General features: G+C 61.9%; 12 protein-coding genes and 1 pseudogene. 5 read left to right on the forward strand and 8 right to left on the reverse strand.

The window, feature by feature from the left end; translation table 11 throughout:
- Positions 1-147: 147 nt before the first annotated feature.
- From OXT71_01945 to OXT71_01965, 5 genes and pseudogenes are all read right to left on the reverse strand, one after another.
- A complete protein-coding gene (locus OXT71_01945; protein ID MDE2925142.1) occupies positions 148-315 on the reverse strand; it encodes a hypothetical protein in 168 nt (55 codons plus the stop codon).
- 924 nt (positions 316-1,239) lie between these two features.
- Positions 1,240-3,567: a hypothetical protein gene (locus OXT71_01950; protein MDE2925143.1), complete on the reverse strand. Its 2,328-nt coding sequence runs from the start codon at positions 3,565-3,567 to the stop codon at positions 1,240-1,242.
- A 7-nt stretch (positions 3,568-3,574) separates the two neighbouring features.
- Complete coding sequence (locus OXT71_01955) at positions 3,575-4,327, reverse strand: DnaJ domain-containing protein (GenBank protein ID MDE2925144.1); 753 nt, start codon at positions 4,325-4,327, stop codon at positions 3,575-3,577.
- 415 nt (positions 4,328-4,742) lie between these two features.
- A complete protein-coding gene (locus OXT71_01960) occupies positions 4,743-5,330 on the reverse strand; it encodes a hypothetical protein (GenBank protein MDE2925145.1) in 588 nt (195 codons plus the stop codon).
- A 508-nt stretch (positions 5,331-5,838) separates the two neighbouring features.
- Positions 5,839-6,015 (reverse strand): annotated as a pseudogene (locus OXT71_01965) (DnaJ domain-containing protein).
- Positions 6,016-7,429: 1,414 nt separating this feature from the next.
- Here OXT71_01965 and OXT71_01970 point away from each other — a divergent pair.
- The 5 genes from OXT71_01970 to OXT71_01990 all read left to right on the forward strand — a co-directional run bounded on the left by OXT71_01970 (position 7,430) and on the right by OXT71_01990 (position 16,472).
- Positions 7,430-8,974, forward strand: a complete 1,545-nt coding sequence (locus OXT71_01970; GenBank protein MDE2925146.1) for a sulfatase-like hydrolase/transferase — start codon at positions 7,430-7,432, stop codon at positions 8,972-8,974.
- Positions 8,971-10,491 carry a sulfatase-like hydrolase/transferase gene (locus tag OXT71_01975; GenBank protein ID MDE2925147.1) on the forward strand — a complete coding sequence of 507 codons (1,521 nt, stop codon included), beginning with the start codon at positions 8,971-8,973 and terminating at the stop codon, positions 10,489-10,491. Before OXT71_01970 ends, OXT71_01975 begins: the two co-directional genes overlap by 4 nt.
- Before the next feature lie 82 nt (positions 10,492-10,573).
- Positions 10,574-12,580: a hypothetical protein gene (locus OXT71_01980; GenBank protein MDE2925148.1), complete on the forward strand. Its 2,007-nt coding sequence runs from the start codon at positions 10,574-10,576 to the stop codon at positions 12,578-12,580.
- Positions 12,577-15,114: a DUF1553 domain-containing protein gene (locus OXT71_01985; protein ID MDE2925149.1), complete on the forward strand. Its 2,538-nt coding sequence runs from the start codon at positions 12,577-12,579 to the stop codon at positions 15,112-15,114. The genes OXT71_01980 and OXT71_01985 overlap by 4 nt, the downstream gene beginning before the upstream one ends.
- 23 nt (positions 15,115-15,137) lie before the next feature.
- Positions 15,138-16,472: a DUF1501 domain-containing protein gene (locus tag OXT71_01990; protein MDE2925150.1), complete on the forward strand. Its 1,335-nt coding sequence runs from the start codon at positions 15,138-15,140 to the stop codon at positions 16,470-16,472.
- Positions 16,473-16,510: 38 nt separating this feature from the next.
- Here OXT71_01990 and OXT71_01995 read toward each other — a convergent pair whose 3' ends face one another.
- The 3 genes from OXT71_01995 to ahcY form a co-directional block, all read right to left on the reverse strand.
- Complete coding sequence (locus tag OXT71_01995) at positions 16,511-16,906, reverse strand: type II toxin-antitoxin system VapC family toxin (GenBank protein ID MDE2925151.1); 396 nt, start codon at positions 16,904-16,906, stop codon at positions 16,511-16,513.
- Positions 16,903-17,136 (reverse strand): antitoxin, encoded by a 234-nt coding sequence (locus OXT71_02000; GenBank protein ID MDE2925152.1) that lies wholly within the window; start codon positions 17,134-17,136, stop codon positions 16,903-16,905. Before OXT71_02000 ends, OXT71_01995 begins: the two co-directional genes overlap by 4 nt.
- A 124-nt stretch (positions 17,137-17,260) precedes the next feature.
- Positions 17,261-18,694 (reverse strand): adenosylhomocysteinase, encoded by a 1,434-nt coding sequence (gene ahcY, locus OXT71_02005; GenBank protein MDE2925153.1) that lies wholly within the window; start codon positions 18,692-18,694, stop codon positions 17,261-17,263.
- Positions 18,695-18,780: the final 86 nt, after the last annotated feature.

The following is an 18,780-nucleotide window of genomic DNA, read 5'->3' on the forward strand; positions in this document are numbered from 1 at the left end:
AGGCAGAGATACTAAGGTCTGTTTCGCCCCGTATGAGGACTTACTCAGACCTTCCTCAGTACCTCACGCGGCGGTGCCTCCAGTGCAGAAAAAGAACTCCCGGATTTCATCGAGCCTGCCCTCGATTCGTCCCGGGCGGTCTCGGAGTCACACGAACTGCGACTCCATCCGGTCCATCCGGGACCACAACCGAGATTCCATCTGAGTCGTGTCGCGACGCAACTGCGCCATGTCCTGACGCAAATATCGGTGGATGTAGAGAAGAACCGCCACGATGACGGCGGGAGTAACCCACTGGGCAAGTTCAGATGACATTAATTTTCCTCTCTTCCAGTCTACCTCTCGAATCGCGAACGTGGACGAAACCCTCCCGGCACTCAATGATCTCCAACACGGTGGCGGTCTAGGTGTTTCCCCGACGGAGCGTGATCTCGAAGGAGCACCCGACTAAGATCGTCGGGGAGCTTGCCAGTGTCGCTCATACAGACGCGGAGAATCTTCACCCTTAGTGCGTACCGCAAGATGATTTATAGCCTGCGGCTTATTAGCCCACAACCCGCCAAGCGAAGATCAGAGCGACGATTGCTACCAGGACAAACGAGGTCAAGCGCCAGCGATTGACCTTTTTTGTAAGGCCGCTAATGCATGCAGCGTTCTCGGCGGTCTTGATGCTGACGCCCCGAATATAGTCGTCAACGTGTAGGGCTTGGACGATGGGTGATCCCGTTACATCGCGTGGCGCAAGTATTCGGAAGACTAGGTCGCCCCGTCTTCTCACCGGAAAAGCGATCTTGTCCCAGACACGGAGCGCATCTGTTCGGAGATTGAGGGACGTCATCAACCTCCGCCCGGCGTCTATCGATCCCTTCTGCCACTCCGCAAGCGTTGGTTTATGACCTACATGCTTCAGCGAATCGCGAATGGCACCAACTTCATCATAGAAATCTCTCTCGATTTCGGGGAACGATGTGGGCACCCCGTAGTCAGAAAGTAGTTCTTGCCCAATAACGGTTGTGCCGGGCCACCACGTTTCGCGAAACGGCCAAGGGGTGTCTGCAATCCGTGCCCCGTCATCCTCAAGTTTGGACCGAACGTCAGTAACGATCTGCTCGAATGTCACCTCTGTGCGCATTTGTCTGGTCCCCTGTTCTGGTGCAATGATCGCACTCCATTCGTGTCTACTCGAAGCCGTCTGCTTCTTCGGTGCAGTCGAGCCAGAAGCCGACCTCCGACGGATGTTCAACGCCACTTCTTGTAATGTTGGCGCATTCGCGGAAGTGCTCGACGGAATCTTTCGTCAATCCGGCCGTAAAGTTCAATCAAGCGCTTTTCCTTCTCCTCACGGCTCATCTTCTTCGAGATCCGGATGCGATCTCCCGTGCGGCGGGTTCTCGAAGCCACCCGCCGGACACGATCCATGTAGTTTCTGACACTTCGGACCCGAGGACGAGTCCTCGCGAAGGCGCGGAACCAATCCGAGATCTCGTAAAATTCGTTGCTGTACCGCGTGTATGTTCTGAACCTTGGCGGCTCCAGGCTGGCGAAGCCAGTGATCAGACCAGCGAACCGGGGAAACGGTTTCGGCCCTTTCTGGTTTGCACTCCACATTAATTCGTCAATGCCTGTCACCACCACGTTTCCAAGATGGCCGGTCCACCCGCGGGCGAACGTTTGTACGTGCAGCGGTGACACGCCGAGACTTTGGCCAACCACCCGGTACAGCTCGGGTGTCGACCGTGGGAAGTATTGTTCTTCGGGCAGCCAATCCTGCATGTAAGCCGGGATGATCTCGCCACCGAAGAAGTTGCGGTTGGTTCGGATCTCGACGACCGGTTGCGCGATTGCGGGAATCCACCCAATCGCCAGATTGCCGTGAATCAGCGCCCAGATGAACCGGGGACCTGCCAGCGTGTCGGTGCCGGCGGCGAGGTCAAGTGCCACTTCCGGCACTTTCATGAATGTGGCGCCGATCTGGAACGGCGTCGGGAGGCGAATGTCGCGGTCGCCAGCCACATCGTACAACGTTACCCAAGACGCCTTCTCGTATTCAGTCTCCGCCTGGTACGCGGCAAGGCGCGCTTCATCCGATGTGTTGTAGTACCAGACGCCCCCGGTCATCAACGCAAGGCAGAGCCCGGCGGCCAGCACCTTTCGAATATGTCGCGTCTGCTCGCGGCTCCGCAACGGGTCGCCACGGTGAGCCCGCGCCCGACGTCGACCGATCTGATAGAGCTGATCGAGGCCTTGGATCGCAGCGTTCAGGAAAGGCACGGTGTGTACGTACATCCGCCAAGTCCGCGAGGCCCCGATGTTGGCGAAATCGGCGGAAATCATACGGGCCGCTCGAGCGGCCGCGTATTTCGTTGCGCCATGCTCAAGAGCCTTCCTAAACTGGCTGACCCGCGTGCCTGCCTCCGTAATCCACGCCGGTCGCGTGAGCAGGTAGACAATGCGGGAAACCCGGCGCGTGAGCTTCGTCAGGGTGGCCGAGCCCACCCGCTGGTCAGCAAAGTGCGTTTCGGATTCGACCAAGGCCGAGAAGAATCCACCTTGAAGCAGATACTCGCGCATCACTTCGGATCGGCCGGTCGCGAGGTCGTGGATGGCATGAGCGCTTCCCGTGAGCGTGGAAAAGAACGGGACCTGCCAGTAACGCCCGGCCACGAAGCCCGACAACGTATCGCGAAAGAAATTCTTGACGATAAACATCGGCATCGTGGTGATCATCGCGGACACGGCGGACTTGAAGGCTGCGAGCCAGCGGATAATAGAAGGCATCGGGTCTTCGTAGAGGCTCTGGAGCATTACTGTCACGGCCTCGTCGTGGATCGTGAACCGTGTCCGACGGCCCTGGATTAATGCACTCGTGGTGTAGCGTCGCTCGCCCCTCGTCGCCTTGCGGGCAATAGAACTCCCCTGTGGATGCCGGACGAGCGTTTCGAATAGCTCGGCCTTCGCGCGAGCGACCAGGGCATTGTAGATGTTGCGTTCGAAGGCACTGCGAAGAGCGGCAGTCAAATCCTCCGGGATTTTGCCTGCTTCTTCGGCCGGCCCCCATTCGGCATCTGGGTCGCCGCCGACGAGTGGAGATAACAACGGGATCGAGTGGGTTCTCCAGTACTCGGCTTCGGCCGGTGTGAACAACCGCATCTGGACGTAATACCGAAGCATCCCTCGGTGTAAGGCGACGATACGATTCGCGAAGACCTGGATATCGGGGTGCTGTTCGGCGTACCGCTGAAGCTCATGGTACTGTGGTTGTTCCGAGATATACGCGTATCGGATCGCGTTGAGCAAATGCGGGCGGCCTTTGGCGGCGACGGGTGCGATGACATCCCGCAGACTGTATGTAACGCTGCCGCGTCGCGTTTCCCTGCCGGATCCGTCGACGGATTCCTCGAAGAGGCCGTAGCGCCAGATATATTCTGCCAACGACTTGGCGTGGTTGATGTGCTTGAAGTGCTCGCCAACGCCATCGTTGCCGAACCGTTCACCGATCGTCTGCGCCGCGTGCCAACGGTGAACGAATTTCGTTCGTGCAATCCGCAGTTGTTCTCGGCTGAGCATCTCACCCCTAGGAGACGCGGCCGCACGACGGGCACACCTTCGGTTTATCCTCCGCCTTTATTGCCATTCTGAGCACCAGCAAATACCCCAGCACAAACGCCAGCACTCCAACCATGTCACCTCGTGGTTCTATGGCCGACGGCGATGGCGGCGGCCGCCCCACAAGCAGCGACGCCAATACCAGCATCAACCACACTCCCGACCAGAGCAATAATAGAGCTACCATCACCATAATTGAGAACATGAATCCCAAGAAAACCACGGCCACCGTCCACTTCGTCCACGCCCAGCTAAGCTGGACGATTAGAGGCAGCTTGGTCCACCGGCGAACCACACTTTCACAGTCGTCACAGACGGGTTCGGTTCCGTCCTCTCCGCGAGCGGCGTGCTCGGCACGCGCCCATTCCGAGCGGCGACGCGCATCCTCGGCCTGTTGGCGCTCCCACTGCTCGTACTCTTCTCTTTCAGCCTCTTCAGCCTGTTGCTGGCGTTGGCGGGCACGCTCGGCCTGCCTCCGCACATTGTTCTCCTGTGCGGTTGACGGGCGCTCTTGTTCCCCCGACCGCATATCATTGGCGACACGGAGAGTCTCATACGCCCTCTGAATCTCTCTGAAGATCCATTCTGATGCTTTGTCTCCCGGATTCTTGTCCGGATGATATTTCTTGGCTAAACGCAGGTAAGCTGTTCTTACGTCATCTGTCGTCGCACTGCTGTCCAGGCCCAACACCTCGTACGGATTGGTGACTCTGCGTGGCATTCGCAGCTACCGTGAGCACAGTGCCGGTATCGGCCTGATGGCGGGATTGTAGGTCATTGGCGATCGACCGCACGGGCTGAACTCGCGAGAAAGGCATCGGCTGATGGACGACGAAAAAACCTGCGAACCGCAGAGGCCGATGTTGTCACTAGAACAACCGGGGGGCACCAACTACGACGGCTCCAAACTCGGCGACGGTGGGCATGCTATGGAGGTGGCGCTTGTGCCGAACACCGGCACCGGACGATTCAGGAGCGTCCCTTCCAGCAGGCGTTGTCGGCTGTCAGCCCCGCCATTGGGGGCCACACGAGCGCACTCACCGGGTCAAGCGATTCGAAGCACCTCCTCCACGCGCGACGGCCGGCGGCGAAGGTCGAGGCCGATAGCAACCGCGCCGGCCGAGTCCTTGACCAACTCACCGATACTGCGCATCCCGGGCTTGGTGGTACTCGACACAAGCAAATACGATGCCGTACAAGTCCATTATCGCTTCGTCGATGCTCACGCGCGCGCCTTCCTCCGTCAGATTCCTCTCTCCATCAACAACGTATCTCCAGCGCTCGAAGTCATCCTGATGCACTTTTATGACTTGATCGATTGTTCTCACTTTGCCCGTGATATCAAGGGCATCTCGTCGTCGCATCGCTTCGTTTCTCCACGCCGGGCTCTCCACTCGTTTTCGTATTCCCATTTGTTCTACTGCGTCCAGATCCGTCCACAGTGACTGGAGGTTGTGAGTCCAGAGAAACTCTCGCATTCCTTGCGACTTTATTCCCTTCAAGCACAACTCAACAGCGAACGGCAGCATTGGAATCAGTATGTACCGTGTTCCTCCATCGCACAGATCCCTGTCCAATCCTCCGTGCGTCACCATCGAGTCTACGTATGCCCTCCCCGTTTCTGCATACCGTAACCCCAACAGCAGGTTGGCAGTCGTGGCAATTGCCATTGCCGCACCAATCTGCTTTCTCTGTTCTTCTGTTGTCCAGCGACTCCTTTTCATTGACTCCTGCTCCGACGCTTCAGTAGTCTCTGCCGGGTGCCTACCGAGAAGGATCCGGCGGTTTCCGAGCCTCGCGTCGGAACTGCTCGACCTCGTCCTTGATCGCGCCCTTTAGGAAGACGTTCCACGCCAACGTAAACGCGCCCAGCGCCATCCACAGAAAGACCAGCACTCCGACCCGATCGGGCAGCCATTCCAGCAGCCCCGCCATCGCCGACGGCCAAAGGAGTGCGTTCGAGCAGTAGATGTTCCACTTGGCCCACCGCAAGGTCCGCCGGATGGTGGAATCGGCGCGGCCACGCTCATGACTCGTGGGTCTTGTTCGCGCACGTGCCGAGTGTTTACGCGCAGCTTGGCGCTGCTGCCTCCAGCGCCGATGCTCCTCTCGATCAGGCCGTTCCCGTCGATGGTCATACTCGGTTCCATCGCGTTGGTCACGTTCCGCTCGATCGGGCTGCGAAGACGGCGGTCCCTGTTGTCCGACCGGGCGGACTCCCGTATCTCCACGCAGGGTCTCGTAGGCGCTCTGAACCTCTTTGAAGATCCATTCTGACGCTTTGTCGCCCGGGTTCTTGTCGGGATGGTGCTTCTTGGCCAGACGCAAATACGCCGCCCTGACGTCAGCCTCCGTCGCACCATGGTCCAAGCCCAACACTTCGTACGGATCGGAGTCTTTACGTGGCACCCATAACAACTGTTACCATGGCACCAGTTCTCAGGCAATGGCCGAACCGCTCCATCAGGCCGGCAGCGCATGTTTTTACGCCTGTGCGATGCAATGTCCTGCTCAATAGAAGGAAGGATTCACCATCGCTGCATCCGAGTACCCATCCCATGGCAGACCGAAAGCCCTAACATACTTCAATGGCCATTGCCACGCAGCATGGAGGGTCGGAACGGGATAGGAGATCATGTGCAGCACGGAATTGTCTCCAGGCCCGGGAAAGGGATCAAATCGGGTGCGCCAGACCACCGCTACCACGCGGGCCACGAGGAGAACTGCGAAGGGCCATTTCATATGGTGTTCATTCTGCCTTCCCGCCAGGGATTAATGGGACGGGAGCGACCCTCCCAGGGGGTGTTGCGCAAATGTGAATGGCGCAACACCCCCGCGCCCGCACCGGGCAGCAAAAAGGGGGGGTCGCTCCCGTCCACCTCCATTTTCCCCGTGCGGCCACCCGGTGGCCGGAAATGGGGCCGCAACTGACTGAAAGGAAACAAGATCGGGGAGAGTGCATTTGTGAATCACCGGGACCGCTTTTTGTGAATCCACCCCCTTTGTCCCATTCACATCCCGGATCGGGCGCGAGACCCTCTTTTCGCACTGCCGAAACGAGCCTCCATTGGCCCTTGCGACTGCCAAGTGCGTTCACCGTCAATCACGATCTGGAAGGAGCGGCCTTCCGCCGCTGGTTGTCTCTCGACCGCCCGCTTCAGTGCGGCCGTCACCCCGCCACAAGAGACGAATCAGCGGCAACCAGGGCTTTTTCGGCGTTACCGATCGGCACGGCGGTTTTACGCCCAACTGTCAAAACATTGGACGCGTAGGATGGCCCCTGTTGACCTGAAACAGGCGGACGAAGGGTCTGGCACCTTTGATTCGGAGGCGTGAGAAGGAACCCTGCGCACAATGGCGGCGCGGCGTATTTCGTGGTAGCGTCCAACCCATGATTCTGGCCCTTGCGCTTCTCCTCGCCGTCGCCGCCGGGGTCTGCTACGCCGTCGCCCGCGCCCTGGACGCGAGTCTTGAAAAGGCGGACCTCCAGGCGGCTGCGGTGTTGGCAAACGATCGTCGAATCGCATTCACGATGTCTTCGAGCATCGAGAACATGAGGGAAGGGAAAAGAGCGTGTCGGCTTTCAGGAGCAAATTCTACTGCCTGTTTGTTGCCTGTTCAGCACGCCAGACATGGGGAGTCAACCACTTTACCGATTCGGCGAAGAACCCGGTAATCCATTGAAAACGTTAATGTTTAGTAGTTATTGACTGAGGGACGGTTGGGATTGGAAATCGCCCCTCCTGGAGCGGCGGTTTCCTAATCGCCGGACTCCCCCGCAACAGGGTAATTTGATGAATCGCGAATCTTCCCGGAGACAAACATGCAACGCTGGATCCTAACTCTCCTGGCCGCGGCCCTTCTCCATGGTTCTCCCGGCGCCGAGGCTGAAAAAAAACCGCCGAACCTGATCGTATTCCTCACCGACCAGCAGCGGGTCGACACGCTGGGCGTCTACGGCAACAAGCAGATCCGGACGCCCCACCTGGATCGGCTGGCCCGGCGAAGCTTCGTCTTCGACTCCTTCTACGTGTCCAACCCGGTCTGCACTCCCTCCCGGGCCAGCCTGCTCACCGGGCTCTACCCCCACAAGCACGGCTCGTGGAAAAACAGCATCCCCCTGGATCCCAAGGTGCCGATCCTGGTGGAAATGCTGCACGACCCCGAGTACGCCTCCGCCTACTACGGCAAGTGGCACCTGGGAAACGAGATCTTCAGGCAGCGGGGCTTCACCGACTTCGACAGCACCGAGATCTATCAGAGGTGGTGGTCCGAGGATCAGGATCATTCCCGGCGCTCCGGCTACTACCACTTCCTGAAGGAGAAGGGGATCGAGGCGGATACCCCCTACGGCCATTCCCGCGACCTGGCCAACCGCCTGCCCAAGGAACTCTCCAAGCCGGTCTACCTGGCCCGGCGGGGGATCCGGTTCCTGGAGCAGCACAAGGACCGGCCCTTCGTCCTCTATCTGAGCTTCCTGGCGCCCCACGCCTTCGCCGATCACAAGCAGGGGCCGCCCTTCACCAACGTCTACGGGGACCTTTACGACCCGGCCGACATGCCGATCCCCGATTCCTTTTTCCAACCGATGGACCCCACCGTATCCTTCGCCAAGCGGCAGATGCGGCTGGCGTTGATCCGGGGCGAGCTTCCCATCGCCTATCCCCAGACCGTCGAGGAGCTGAGGGACGCCATGGCCCGCTACTGGGGCCTGGTCACCCTGGTGGACGAAATGGTGGGCCGCGTGCTGGACCGGCTTCGGGAATTGGGGCTGGAGGAGAACACCATCGTCGTCTTCACCAGCGAGCACGGCGAGATGCTGGGCGACCACCGCCTCATGTCCAAGATGAACAGCTACGAGGAGGCGGCGAAGGTACCGTTCCTGCTTTCGATCCCGGGATTGTGGGACCGCTCACGGCGCGTCGGGAAGCCCGTGAGCCAGGTGGATGTGACACCGACCCTGCTGGACCTGATGGGGCAGCCGCTGCCCGAGCACCTGCAGGGAGAGAGCTGGGCCGCTGACCTGCGCTCGGGACGGGAGTTCCCCGACCGGGACATCCTGGTCGTCAGCGACGAACAGGGTTTCAGCCATCCCTGGAACCGGCGGCACGTCTACCAGCACCGGACCCTGGTCACGCCCGAGGGTTGGAAGCTCACGGTGAGCTCCGCCGGCGACGGGGAGCTCTACCACCTGGGCCGCGACCCCAAGGAGATGCGGAACCTCTATTTTCTTCCGGACTACCAGGACCAGGTTCGGGAAATGTGGGCCCGGCTTCGGGTTCGCCAGAAGGAAGTGGAGGATCCCGTGGCAATGGATCTGAACCAGCCCTGGCCCCAGCGGAGGGGCGGACAGCCGAAGTTTCCGTGACCCGATACGGCCTCTCCGTTTATCTCCTTCTGCTCGCCGGAAGTGGAACCGCCGCCGCGGCCTCAACCTCCCCGCCCAGCGTCCTCTGGATCATGCTGGACGACGGGCGGGCGGATACGCTGAGCTGCTACGGCCGGCCCTGGGCCGATACGCCGCACATGGACCGTATCGCCCGCGAGGGGGTCCGCTTCGAGACGGCCATCGTCCAGAATCCGGTCTGCGTCCCATCGCGGACCTCGATGAAGACCGGTCTCTACGCGCACCAGACCGGCGTCATGGCCATGGGAATGCCGGCTTCGAATCCGGGACGCTACCGCACCCGGTCACTGAACGAAACCCCAAACCTGCTCAAGGCGTGGAACGAGGCCGGCATCACTCCCGAGAACGTGGGCAAGGCCCACGCCTTCCGGGAGGATTGGCGTCTCTTGGGCGACGCTCCCCGGTATCTCGACAACCGGGGACGGCCCACCTCGCACCTGCCCTCCGAGTGGCGCCGCCGCCTCCTGTCGGTGGTTCGAACCCAGACCCATCAATGGATGATCGGGGGCCTGCTCGACATTCCTCCCGGCCAGATCCGCACGGCCCGGCTGGGGAACCTGGCGCTCGGCCGCCTGCGGGAACTGGTTCGATCGCCGGAGCCCTTCTTCCTGCGCGTCTCCTTCCACGCGCCGCACGTCGCCTGCTCCACCACGCCCTCCTGGTTCGTCGATCCCAGCCGCATCGATCTGCCTTTCCCGACACCCGGGGAGACCCGGGGAAAGCCCCGTTACGAGCGGGAGAACATCCATGTCTACAGCGGCGCTCCCCACCTGAGCCGGGAAGAGATCGGGCTCGCCCGGGGAACTTACTACGGCATGATCCGGGCCGTGGACCGGGAGGTCGGAAGGTTGCTTTCGGTCCTGGAACAGGCCGGACGCCTGGCTGAAACCATCATCGTCGTCAACTCCGATCAGGGTTTCCAACTGGGAGAGCACCGCAACTGGAAGAAACGGGATTTCTACGACTCCAACGTCAAGGTCCCGTTCATCCTTCGGGCTCCAGGGCTGCTGCCTCAGGGCAAGGTGGTGACGGAGCCGGTGGAGATGGTGGACTTCCTGCCGACGCTGCTGGAGTTGTCCGGTTTCGACCCGCCCTCCGGGATTCGGGGCCGGAGCCTGCTGCCTTTGATCCGGGGCGAGGTCCGGGAGTGGCGCCGGGCCTGTTTCTCGGAGCACGATCACAGCGAAGATGCCTACGAGGAACTTCGCCGCGGCGGGGGACGGCGGGTCATGGTCCGGACCCGGGAATGGAAGCTGGTCTTCTTCATGGACGAGCGGGTGCCCGACGAGGACGGGTCCCTCTACCATCTCCTGAACGACCCCTGGGAGCAGCGCAACCTGTACGGCAACCCCGGCTACGGCGGCGTGGTGGCGGAACTGAAGCGCATGGCCCGGGAGTGGGACCGTGGAGAGGGACTGGGGGTTTTCAACCGCCGAACTTCAATTGGAGGATTGGCGCAAAGGGGACGGGCGGACTAACAGTCCCCCGCCCAGGTGGAAGGAAGTCGCGGTGGCGGGATATAATCGTGCAACGCTTTTCCGACAGGAGTGTTTCGTACGAATGAAACGGAAACTTCTTCCAGCTTGCGCCGTTCTCTGCTTTGCCTTGTGGAGCCCTCAAGGCGTCCACGCCAATGACAAGCCCCAGCCCCGGGACCCTGAGATGCGTTCGCACCATCCAATCGGCGGGCTCATCGGATCTCCGTTCAAAATCCAGGTGCGCGGGAAACGCCTGCAGGGGACTCACGCCGTCTGGTTTGAGTGTGACGACGTGCGCGCCCGTCTCCTTACCGTGACCGAGGTCACGGAGAACGAGGCAAAGGACGAGGACGAATACTACAGGAGGAGGGCGTTGAAACTCCTGGGCCAGGATGCGAAGGAACCGGAGTTTCTGGCCGTGCTCGAAGTGGCGACTTCGTCCGAAACTCGTCCCGGACTTCACCACTTCCGGCTCGTGAGTCCCACCGGCGTCTCCAACTCCCTGAGCCTCCACCTGGTGAATCAGAAACTCCAGGATGAAGCCGAATCGCCTCACCATCGACCTTCCCAAGCTCAGGAAATCAGCCTCCCGGCCGTCGTCAACGGCACCATCGAAAAGAAGGGAGAACTGGATTACTACTCCTTCGAGGTGGAAGCAGGCGAGACGCTGGCCTTCCAGGTGTTGTCCGGCTTCGAGCTGGGCGTCAGTTATTGGGCCCAGACCGAGATCCGGCTCTACGAACCTCATCAGAGCTGGTTCGGGACCGATCGGGCTCGTCCTCTGGTCCTGAAAGGCCCTCGGCTTTCCTGGGAACCGATCCGGGTTCGGAGCACCTCGTTCGACCGGCGTGACTTCGTGGCCCAGTTCGTCCTCTACCCTCTGTTGGAGCATCGTTTCGAGAAGGCTGGACGTTATCTGCTTTCCGTGGGCACGTTTCTGGGCCGGAGTTGGGACAACAGTTATCAGTTGCGGGTCGGACCGGCCCGGAACGAGACTGTCTCGCGCCGTGTGATCGGGGCCTTCGGCCAGCCGGCCCACGCCGACCCGGCCGACTGGCTGGAAAGGGACTCCACGACCCTGCGTCAGTTCGGAAGCTTTTACCGGAGACTCGGGGACGATCGGTTGGCCGAATTGAAAACCCGTTCGGTGACCGCCTCCTCGTCCGGAAGCGATGCCTCCCCCACCATGGCCTCCACTCGGGACCAAGAACCCAACGACTCGGCGGAGGCCGCCCAGGAGCTGCCCCTTCCCAGCTTCGCCGAAGGGCGCATTGACTTTCCCGGCGACGTGGACCGTTTCCGATTCCGGGTCGGCGCGGGTCAATCCGTGGCAATAGAGGTCGAGACGCCCCGGCTCGCTCCCCCCCACTTCAGCCCCTGGCTCAAGGTGCTGGACGCCAAGGGGGAGGTGGTGACCCACAACATCTACCGGGAATACGGGGGCAACGGCATCGACCCCAACAAGACCATCGAGCGGAAGACCCTGCACACCTTTGACAAGGAAGGGGATTACTGGCTGCTGGTCCGGGACGTGACCGACCATGCCTGGGGAGACGAATACCAATACCGGGTTCTGATCCGGCCGCAGGTTCCTCATCTGGGTCGAATGGAGGTGTCGCTAGGCGTCTTCTCGGTGTCCTCCCAGCTTATCGAAATGACGGACCGCCTCAACCTGAAGCCGGGGGAATCCAGGCGCCTGACACTGGTGGCCGACCTGGAGGAAGGATTCGACGGAGAGGTCCTGGTGGAAGTCGACGGCCTTCCCGCCGGTATGCGGGTCCAGGCCTCCACTCCCGCCAGTTGGAGTGGGCTGTTGGTTCAGGGAATCCAATACCGGCCGCCGGGCGAACACATCGTCGACCCCAAGAGCCATCGACCCAAGCGGAAGGCGGTCACGTTGGTTTTGCAAGCAGGCCCCCAGGTTCAACCGACTCCCCTGCCCCGGTTCCTGAGGATTCGGGCCCGGCCCATGTCGGCGAACCGGACCGGCCCCCCGCTCATGGCGGGCAGGATTCCCCTTTTGATCCTGGATTCTCCTGAGATCGCGGAAACCGGCACCGGCCAGCAGGAGGTGGCATTGGCGCCATGAAATCTCCGAGCGTGGTCCGAATTCTGTGCTCCTGCGTGACGGCGGCCGTTCTCCTCGGCGCTTGGACGCCGGCGGCGGCCGGCTCATCGACCGTCCTGTCGCTGCGTCTGTTGCCGGAAGAGGTGGTTCTCTCAGGTCCCGGAGCGACTCAACGCGTCCTGGTCCTGGGACGGGGAGCCGACGGACTGGAGCGGGACGTCACCTCCCAGAGCCGATTCTTCCTGGCTTCACGCGGAATTGCCCAGGTGGACCCGGCGGGACGAGTGACTTCCCTGACGGATGGAGAGACGACCCTGAGGGCTCGCCTGGGCGGCCTGACTGCCCAGGTTCCCGTTCGTGTCTCCAATGACGGGGTGGAAAGACCCTTCAGCTTCTCCCGGGACATCGGAACCATCCTCACCAAACGAGGATGCAATGCCAGCGACTGCCACGGCGGAGTCAAGGGCCGAGCCGGATTCAAGCTCTCCATCGATGCCCTTCATCCCCGCGAGGACTACCGGTGGATCGTCCAGGGCGGAGACTATCAGGTCATGAGCATGGAGGCGGGCGGCGCCATTGAGCCCCGCGTGGACATGAGCGCCCCGGACCGGAGCCTCCTGTTGCAGAAACCGTCGCTCCAGGTCCCCCACGGCGGCGGGGAACGCATGACCGCGGACTCCCCGGACTACCGGACGCTGCTGGACTGGATCCGGCAGGGCGCCCGCTACGGCGACGAAACGGCCGAGGCGGCGCGGAAGATCCGTCGATTGGAGGTCCTCCCTTCGGAAGTGGTCCTGGAATCCGGAGGCCGCCACGGGTTGCTGGTGTTGGCGGATCTTCCGGACGGCACCCGTGAAGACGTGACGGACCAGGTCCGCTATGAATCCTCGAACCTGGAGACCGTGAAGGTGGATTCCGAAGGAACGGTTCGGGCCGTCAACGCGGGGGAAACCACTATCCTGGTGCGGGCTCCGGGTCACGTGGTGAGTGCCCGGATCGGCGTCATCGCCGATGCCGTGACCGACTCCGCCTCCTACGTCCCGCGCAACTACATCGACGACTACATCCTGGCCAAACTGCGGAAGTTCCACCTCCGGCCGGCGCGCCGCTCCACCGACTCCGAGTTTCTCCGGCGCATTTGCCTGGATCTGACCGGAACCTTGCCCCCTCCCCATCGGGTCCGGGAGTTTCTGACCAGCCGGGACCCGGACAAGCGGGAGAAGTTGGTGGACGTCCTTTTGGAGTCGTTGGAGTTCACCGACTATTGGACCTTCCGGCTGGCCGACCTGTTCCGAGTCGGTCACATCTCCACCGGAATGGCCGAGCACGGCCACGTCTACTGGCAATGGGTCCGGGACTCGGTGGCGGCCAACAAGCCCTATGACCGAATGGCCCGGGAACGGATCACGGCTCAGGGCTACGACGGCGCCTCGCGCCATTTCCTGCAAAACGGTGTCATCTCCCGGGCCGAGAACTCCATGGCCGAACAGTTCCGGGTCTTCCTGGGACGGCGCCTGGACTGCGCCCAGTGCCACAACCATCCCTACGAGTCGTGGAGTCAGGACGAATTCTGGGGTTTGGCCGCCTTCTTCAAGCGGGTCACGCGGTCCGAGTGGGCTGGCTTCGGCACCGCCCTGATCTACGACGACCCGGAAGGGCCCGATCCGGATTTCGGCGCCGGTCCCGACAGCAAGAAGACCATCCATCCACGGACGGGCCGGGAAGCGGATCCGGCCTTGCCCGACGGTTCACCGGTGCCGGCTCACACCCACACCAGCCCCCGCCAGACCTTCGCCCGCTGGGTGACCAATCACCCCTGGTTCGCCGAGGCCGCGGTCAACCGGTTCTGGGGCCAACTCTTCGGGCGAGGACTGGTGGAACCGGTGGACGACTTCCGATCGTCCAACCCTCCGACGCATCCGCGCCTCCTGAAGGCGTTGGCCCGTGATTTCCGGGAGCAGGGATACGACCTGAAGCAACTGCTCCGGCGAATGGTCCTGTCGGAGACCTACCAGCTCTCCTCCACGCCCCATCCCGGCTCGGAAGGGGACCGAATCAACTACTCCCACTCCCTGCCCCGGCCGCTGGACGCCGAGGTCCTCCTGGACGCCATGACCTCGGTGACGGCGGTGGCCCAGACCTTCGAGACCACCGACAAGGGACTGGCGCCCCCGGGCACCCGGGCCATCGAGCTGACCATGCCGGACCTCTACCCGTCGGCCTTTCTGGACATGTACGGTAGAACCAATCGCCAGCAGGTCCCGGAGCGGACCGTCGAGCCCAGTCTCAACCAGGCGCTCCACCTCCTGGTGGGATCGACCTACACGGAGCGGTTGGCCGGTGAGGGCAGCCGCCTGGCGCGCCTGCTGGATGCGGGCGCGTCCGACGGGGAAATCATCGAGGAACTCTATCTCGCGGGCCTGTCCCGCTATCCGCGTCCGGAAGAGCGGGACGGGTTGGCGCAACTGGTCCAGCGGAGCTCCTCCCGCAGCGAGGGCCTGAAGAACCTGGTCTGGGCGCTCCTGGCCTCGCGGGAATTCGCCCACAACCACTGAGAGAACGGACTGAGGGAAGCGACATGAAATACACCGGGTGCCTGTTGCCGACTCCGGAGGTCCTGGCGAGGCGATCCTTCCTCAAAGTGGGTTCGCTGAGCCTCCTGGGGATGTCCCTGAACCGTTACCTGGAAGCCGCCCACCTCATGGCCAAGGCGGGAAAGGACGTCGACTCGGCCAAGGCGAGTTCGTGCATCCTCATCTGGCTGGAGGGGGGACCTGCCCAGATGGATACCTGGGACCCCAAGCCCAACAGCAGCTTCCGGTCCATATCCACCAACGTGCCCGGCATCCGGATCTCGGAACTGCTTCCCAACCTGGCCCGGCACATGGACAAGGTCTCCATCATCCGCTCCATGCAGTCCCTGGAGCCCAACCACGAAAAGGCGGTCTACTACGGCCTCACCGGCCACCGGCCCACGCCGGCCATGGACTTTCCCGGCGTCGGGTCCATCGTCTGCCGTGAGCTGGGACGGATCAACCACGTGCCGCCCAACGTCGTGGTCCCGGCCAAAGCGGGCAAACAGCACTACCTCTACCAGAAGGGGCAGTACCTGGGACCCGAATTCGATCCCATGCTGGTGGGGAACCCCAATGGGAAGGACTTCCAGGTCCCCGACCTCAGCCTTCCCAAGACCCTCACCCGGGAACACCTGGAGGAACGGCAGACCTTTCTGAACCTGGTGGACAGCTACTATCGGAAGAAGGTCCGGACCGCCGAGCACGCCAAGATGGACCGTTTCAGCCAACAGGCCCTGGAGATGATCACGGCGCCGGAGGTGCGGCAAGCCTTCGATCTGAGCCAGGAATCGGAAAAGACCCGGGACGCCTACGGACGGACCAGCTTCGGACAGAGCCTGCTTCTGGCCCGGCGCCTGGTGGAGTCGGGAAGCCGGTTCATCACCGCCGCCGGCCACGATCTCAACGGCTGGGACACCCACTCGAACAACGACAGCCGCAACATCAAGCAGACCGCAAAGTTGGACGAATCCCTGCCGGTCCTGCTGGAGGACCTCCACCAGCGCGGCCTGTTGGAGTCCACCATCGTCGTCGTCATGGGCGAGTTCGGACGCAGCCCCCACCACAACTCCAAGGCGGGACGGGACCACTGGCCCCACTGCTGGTCCTTGCTGCTGGGAGGCGGCGGAATCGAAGGGGGCAAGGTGGTGGGCGCCAGCGACGACCGGGGAGCCTACGTGGCGGAGCGAAGGGTCACCATCGGAGACCTGTTCGCGACCCTCTACAAGGCCTTCGGCATCGACTGGCACAAGGAATACATGAGCCCCATCGGGCGCCCCGTGAAGATCGCCAACTCCATCGACGACGAGACCGGGCAGCCGGTGACAGAATTAATTTGAAAATCTGCGCTCTCAACCGTATCGGTCGCCGTTGAGAATCAACATAAGCGCTCAATCCCGGGGCAGGAGTCGAAACCGCGATCGAAGCTGAGGATGCGGCTGGCGCCAGCCTGACGCATCACTGCAACGTGCAACGCATCCCGCGATGAGACCCTTGGAACAAGGCTGATCAGCCGTCGGGCGGCCCTCACCTCGGCCAGGCCGAAACTGAGAACCTCGTCGGCAATAGCGTCCAATGTCCGGAAGGCAGCGTCAATAGCATCGTGTCTATTGATCGCCGTGTATCGGTGAAGAATCTCCTGATAGACCTCCACGTCCGTAATCAGGTGCTCCCTCTCACGGACGAGCCTGGTCACGATCTCGATTGCGCGTTCCCGGTTTGGATGCGAAGCGCCGACCAGATACATGGGCACATTCGAGTCGATGAAGATCACTCAAGACCTCGCCCGGCGTCGATCTCTTCAAGCATGACATCGATGTCGGCAGTGGGATGCTCGTATCGCGCTGCTTCGGCGATGGCTCTTAACTTGAGGTCAACGTCACGGGCTTGATCGTACCGTGCTTTCCGAAGCGACTGCCGGACCCACTCGGCGACAGTCATTCGTTGCCGTTGGGCCGCAGCCTGAATCTCTTCATACTCATCATCGGCGAACAACACCTGCATCCTTTTGGTCATATCCTATTAGTATATGTGACTCATAATATATGAGTCAAAGAAATGCCAAGACCTATGCCTGACATCAAGGTCGACAAGCCATTGGGAATGAAGCCGCTGGAGCGGGTCGGTCTCAGTAGCGGTAATGATCCGGCTTGTAGGGGCCGTCCACCTGGACGCCGATGTAGTCGGCCTGCTCGGCGGTGAGTTCGGTGAGCTTGGCCCCCAGCTTCTCCAGGTGGAGCCGCGCCACCTTCTCGTCCAGGTGCTTGGGCAGGACGTAGACCTCTCTCCCGTACTTCTCCCGGTTCTGCCAGAGCTCGATCTGGGCCAGGACCTGGTTGGAGAAGCTGCTGCTCATGACGAAGCTGGGATGGCCGGTGGCGCAGCCCAGATTCACCAGCCGGCCCTCGGCCAGGACCAGGATGCTGTGGCCGTCGGGGAAGTGCCATTGGTGGACCTGGGGCTTGATCTCCTCCTTGCGGATTCCGGGGGAGTCCTGAAGTCCGGCCATGTCGATCTCGTTGTCGAAGTGGCCGATGTTGCAGACGATGGCCTTGTCCTTCATCCGGGCCATGTGATCCAGCCGGATGACGCCGAAGTTGCCGGTGGCGGTGACGAAGATGTCCACGTCCGATACCACATCCTCCGTCCTCACGATCTGGAACCCCTCCATGGCCGCCTGCAGCGCGCAGATGGGATCGATCTCGGTCACCAGCACCCGGGCTCCCTGTCCCCTCATGGACTGGGCGCACCCCTTGCCCACCTCGCCGAATCCGCAGACCAGCACGGTCTTGCCGCCGATCATGACGTCGGTGGCGCGCATGATGCCGTCCGGCAGGGAGTGACGGCAACCGTAGATGTTGTCGAACTTGCTCTTGGTGACGCTGTCGTTGACGTTGATGGCGGGAAAGAGGAGGGTCCCGGCCTTCTGCCTCTGGTAGAGACGGTGCACGCCGGTAGTGGTCTCCTCGCTGACACCCACGACCCGTCCCGCCATCCGGTGCCAATACCGGGAATCTTCCAGCAGACGGTCCCGGAGCAGTGTCAGAACCACCTTCATCTCCACCGAGTCGGCGGTTCCGGGATCGGGAAGAGTCCCCTGTGCGGCGAAGGCCTCCTCAAACTCGTATCCCAGGTGAATCAGCAGAGTGGCGTCGCCGCCGTCGTCCACCAGGAGATTGGGTCCGCCCCCGGGAAACTTCAGAATCTGGTCGGTGCACCACCAGTAGTCCTCCAGCGTCTCCCCCTTCCAGGCGAAAACGGGGACCCCGGTTTCGGCGATGGCGGCCGCGGCGTGGTCCTGGGTGCTGAAGATGTTGCAGCTCGCCCATCGCACCTCCGCGCCCAGATCGGCCAGGGTCTCGATCAGCACGGCGGTCTGGATGGTCATGTGCAGCGACCCGGAGATCCGGGCGCCGGACAGCGGCTTGCTGCCGGAGTATTCCTTGCGGACGGCCATCAGCCCGGGCATCTCGTGTTCCGCCAGGGAGATCTCCTTGCGTCCGAAGCCGGCCAAGCGGATGTCGGCGACCTTGTACTCGTTCTTGACTGCGGTTGTGCTCATGAGTCTGGTTTCCCTTCTACGAAAAAGGAGGGGCGATATCCAACCGCCCATTCCTCCAAGCTCCACGGGGATCCGGCGGTTGGAAA

It is taken from the genome of Acidobacteriota bacterium (genome assembly GCA_028874215.1).
In the GTDB taxonomy this organism is placed as follows: domain Bacteria; phylum Acidobacteriota; class UBA6911; order RPQK01; family JAJDTT01; genus JAJDTT01.

Coding starts and splice junctions, on each gene's coding strand:
- OXT71_01950 (MDE2925143.1), bottom strand. CDS start 3,567: ATGCTCAGCCGAGAACAACTGCGGATTGCACGAACGAAATTCGTTCAC.
- OXT71_01960 (MDE2925145.1), bottom strand. CDS start 5,330: ATGAAAAGGAGTCGCTGGACAACAGAAGAACAGAGAAAGCAGATTGGT.
- ahcY (MDE2925153.1), bottom strand. CDS start 18,694: ATGAGCACAACCGCAGTCAAGAACGAGTACAAGGTCGCCGACATCCGC.
- OXT71_01980 (MDE2925148.1), top strand. CDS start 10,574: ATGAAACGGAAACTTCTTCCAGCTTGCGCCGTTCTCTGCTTTGCCTTG.
- OXT71_01955 (MDE2925144.1), bottom strand. CDS start 4,327: ATGCCACGCAGAGTCACCAATCCGTACGAGGTGTTGGGCCTGGACAGC.
- OXT71_01970 (MDE2925146.1), top strand. CDS start 7,430: ATGCAACGCTGGATCCTAACTCTCCTGGCCGCGGCCCTTCTCCATGGT.
- OXT71_01945 (MDE2925142.1), bottom strand. CDS start 315: ATGTCATCTGAACTTGCCCAGTGGGTTACTCCCGCCGTCATCGTGGCG.
- OXT71_01985 (MDE2925149.1), top strand. CDS start 12,577: ATGAAATCTCCGAGCGTGGTCCGAATTCTGTGCTCCTGCGTGACGGCG.
- OXT71_02000 (MDE2925152.1), bottom strand. CDS start 17,136: ATGCAGGTGTTGTTCGCCGATGATGAGTATGAAGAGATTCAGGCTGCG.
- OXT71_01990 (MDE2925150.1), top strand. CDS start 15,138: ATGAAATACACCGGGTGCCTGTTGCCGACTCCGGAGGTCCTGGCGAGG.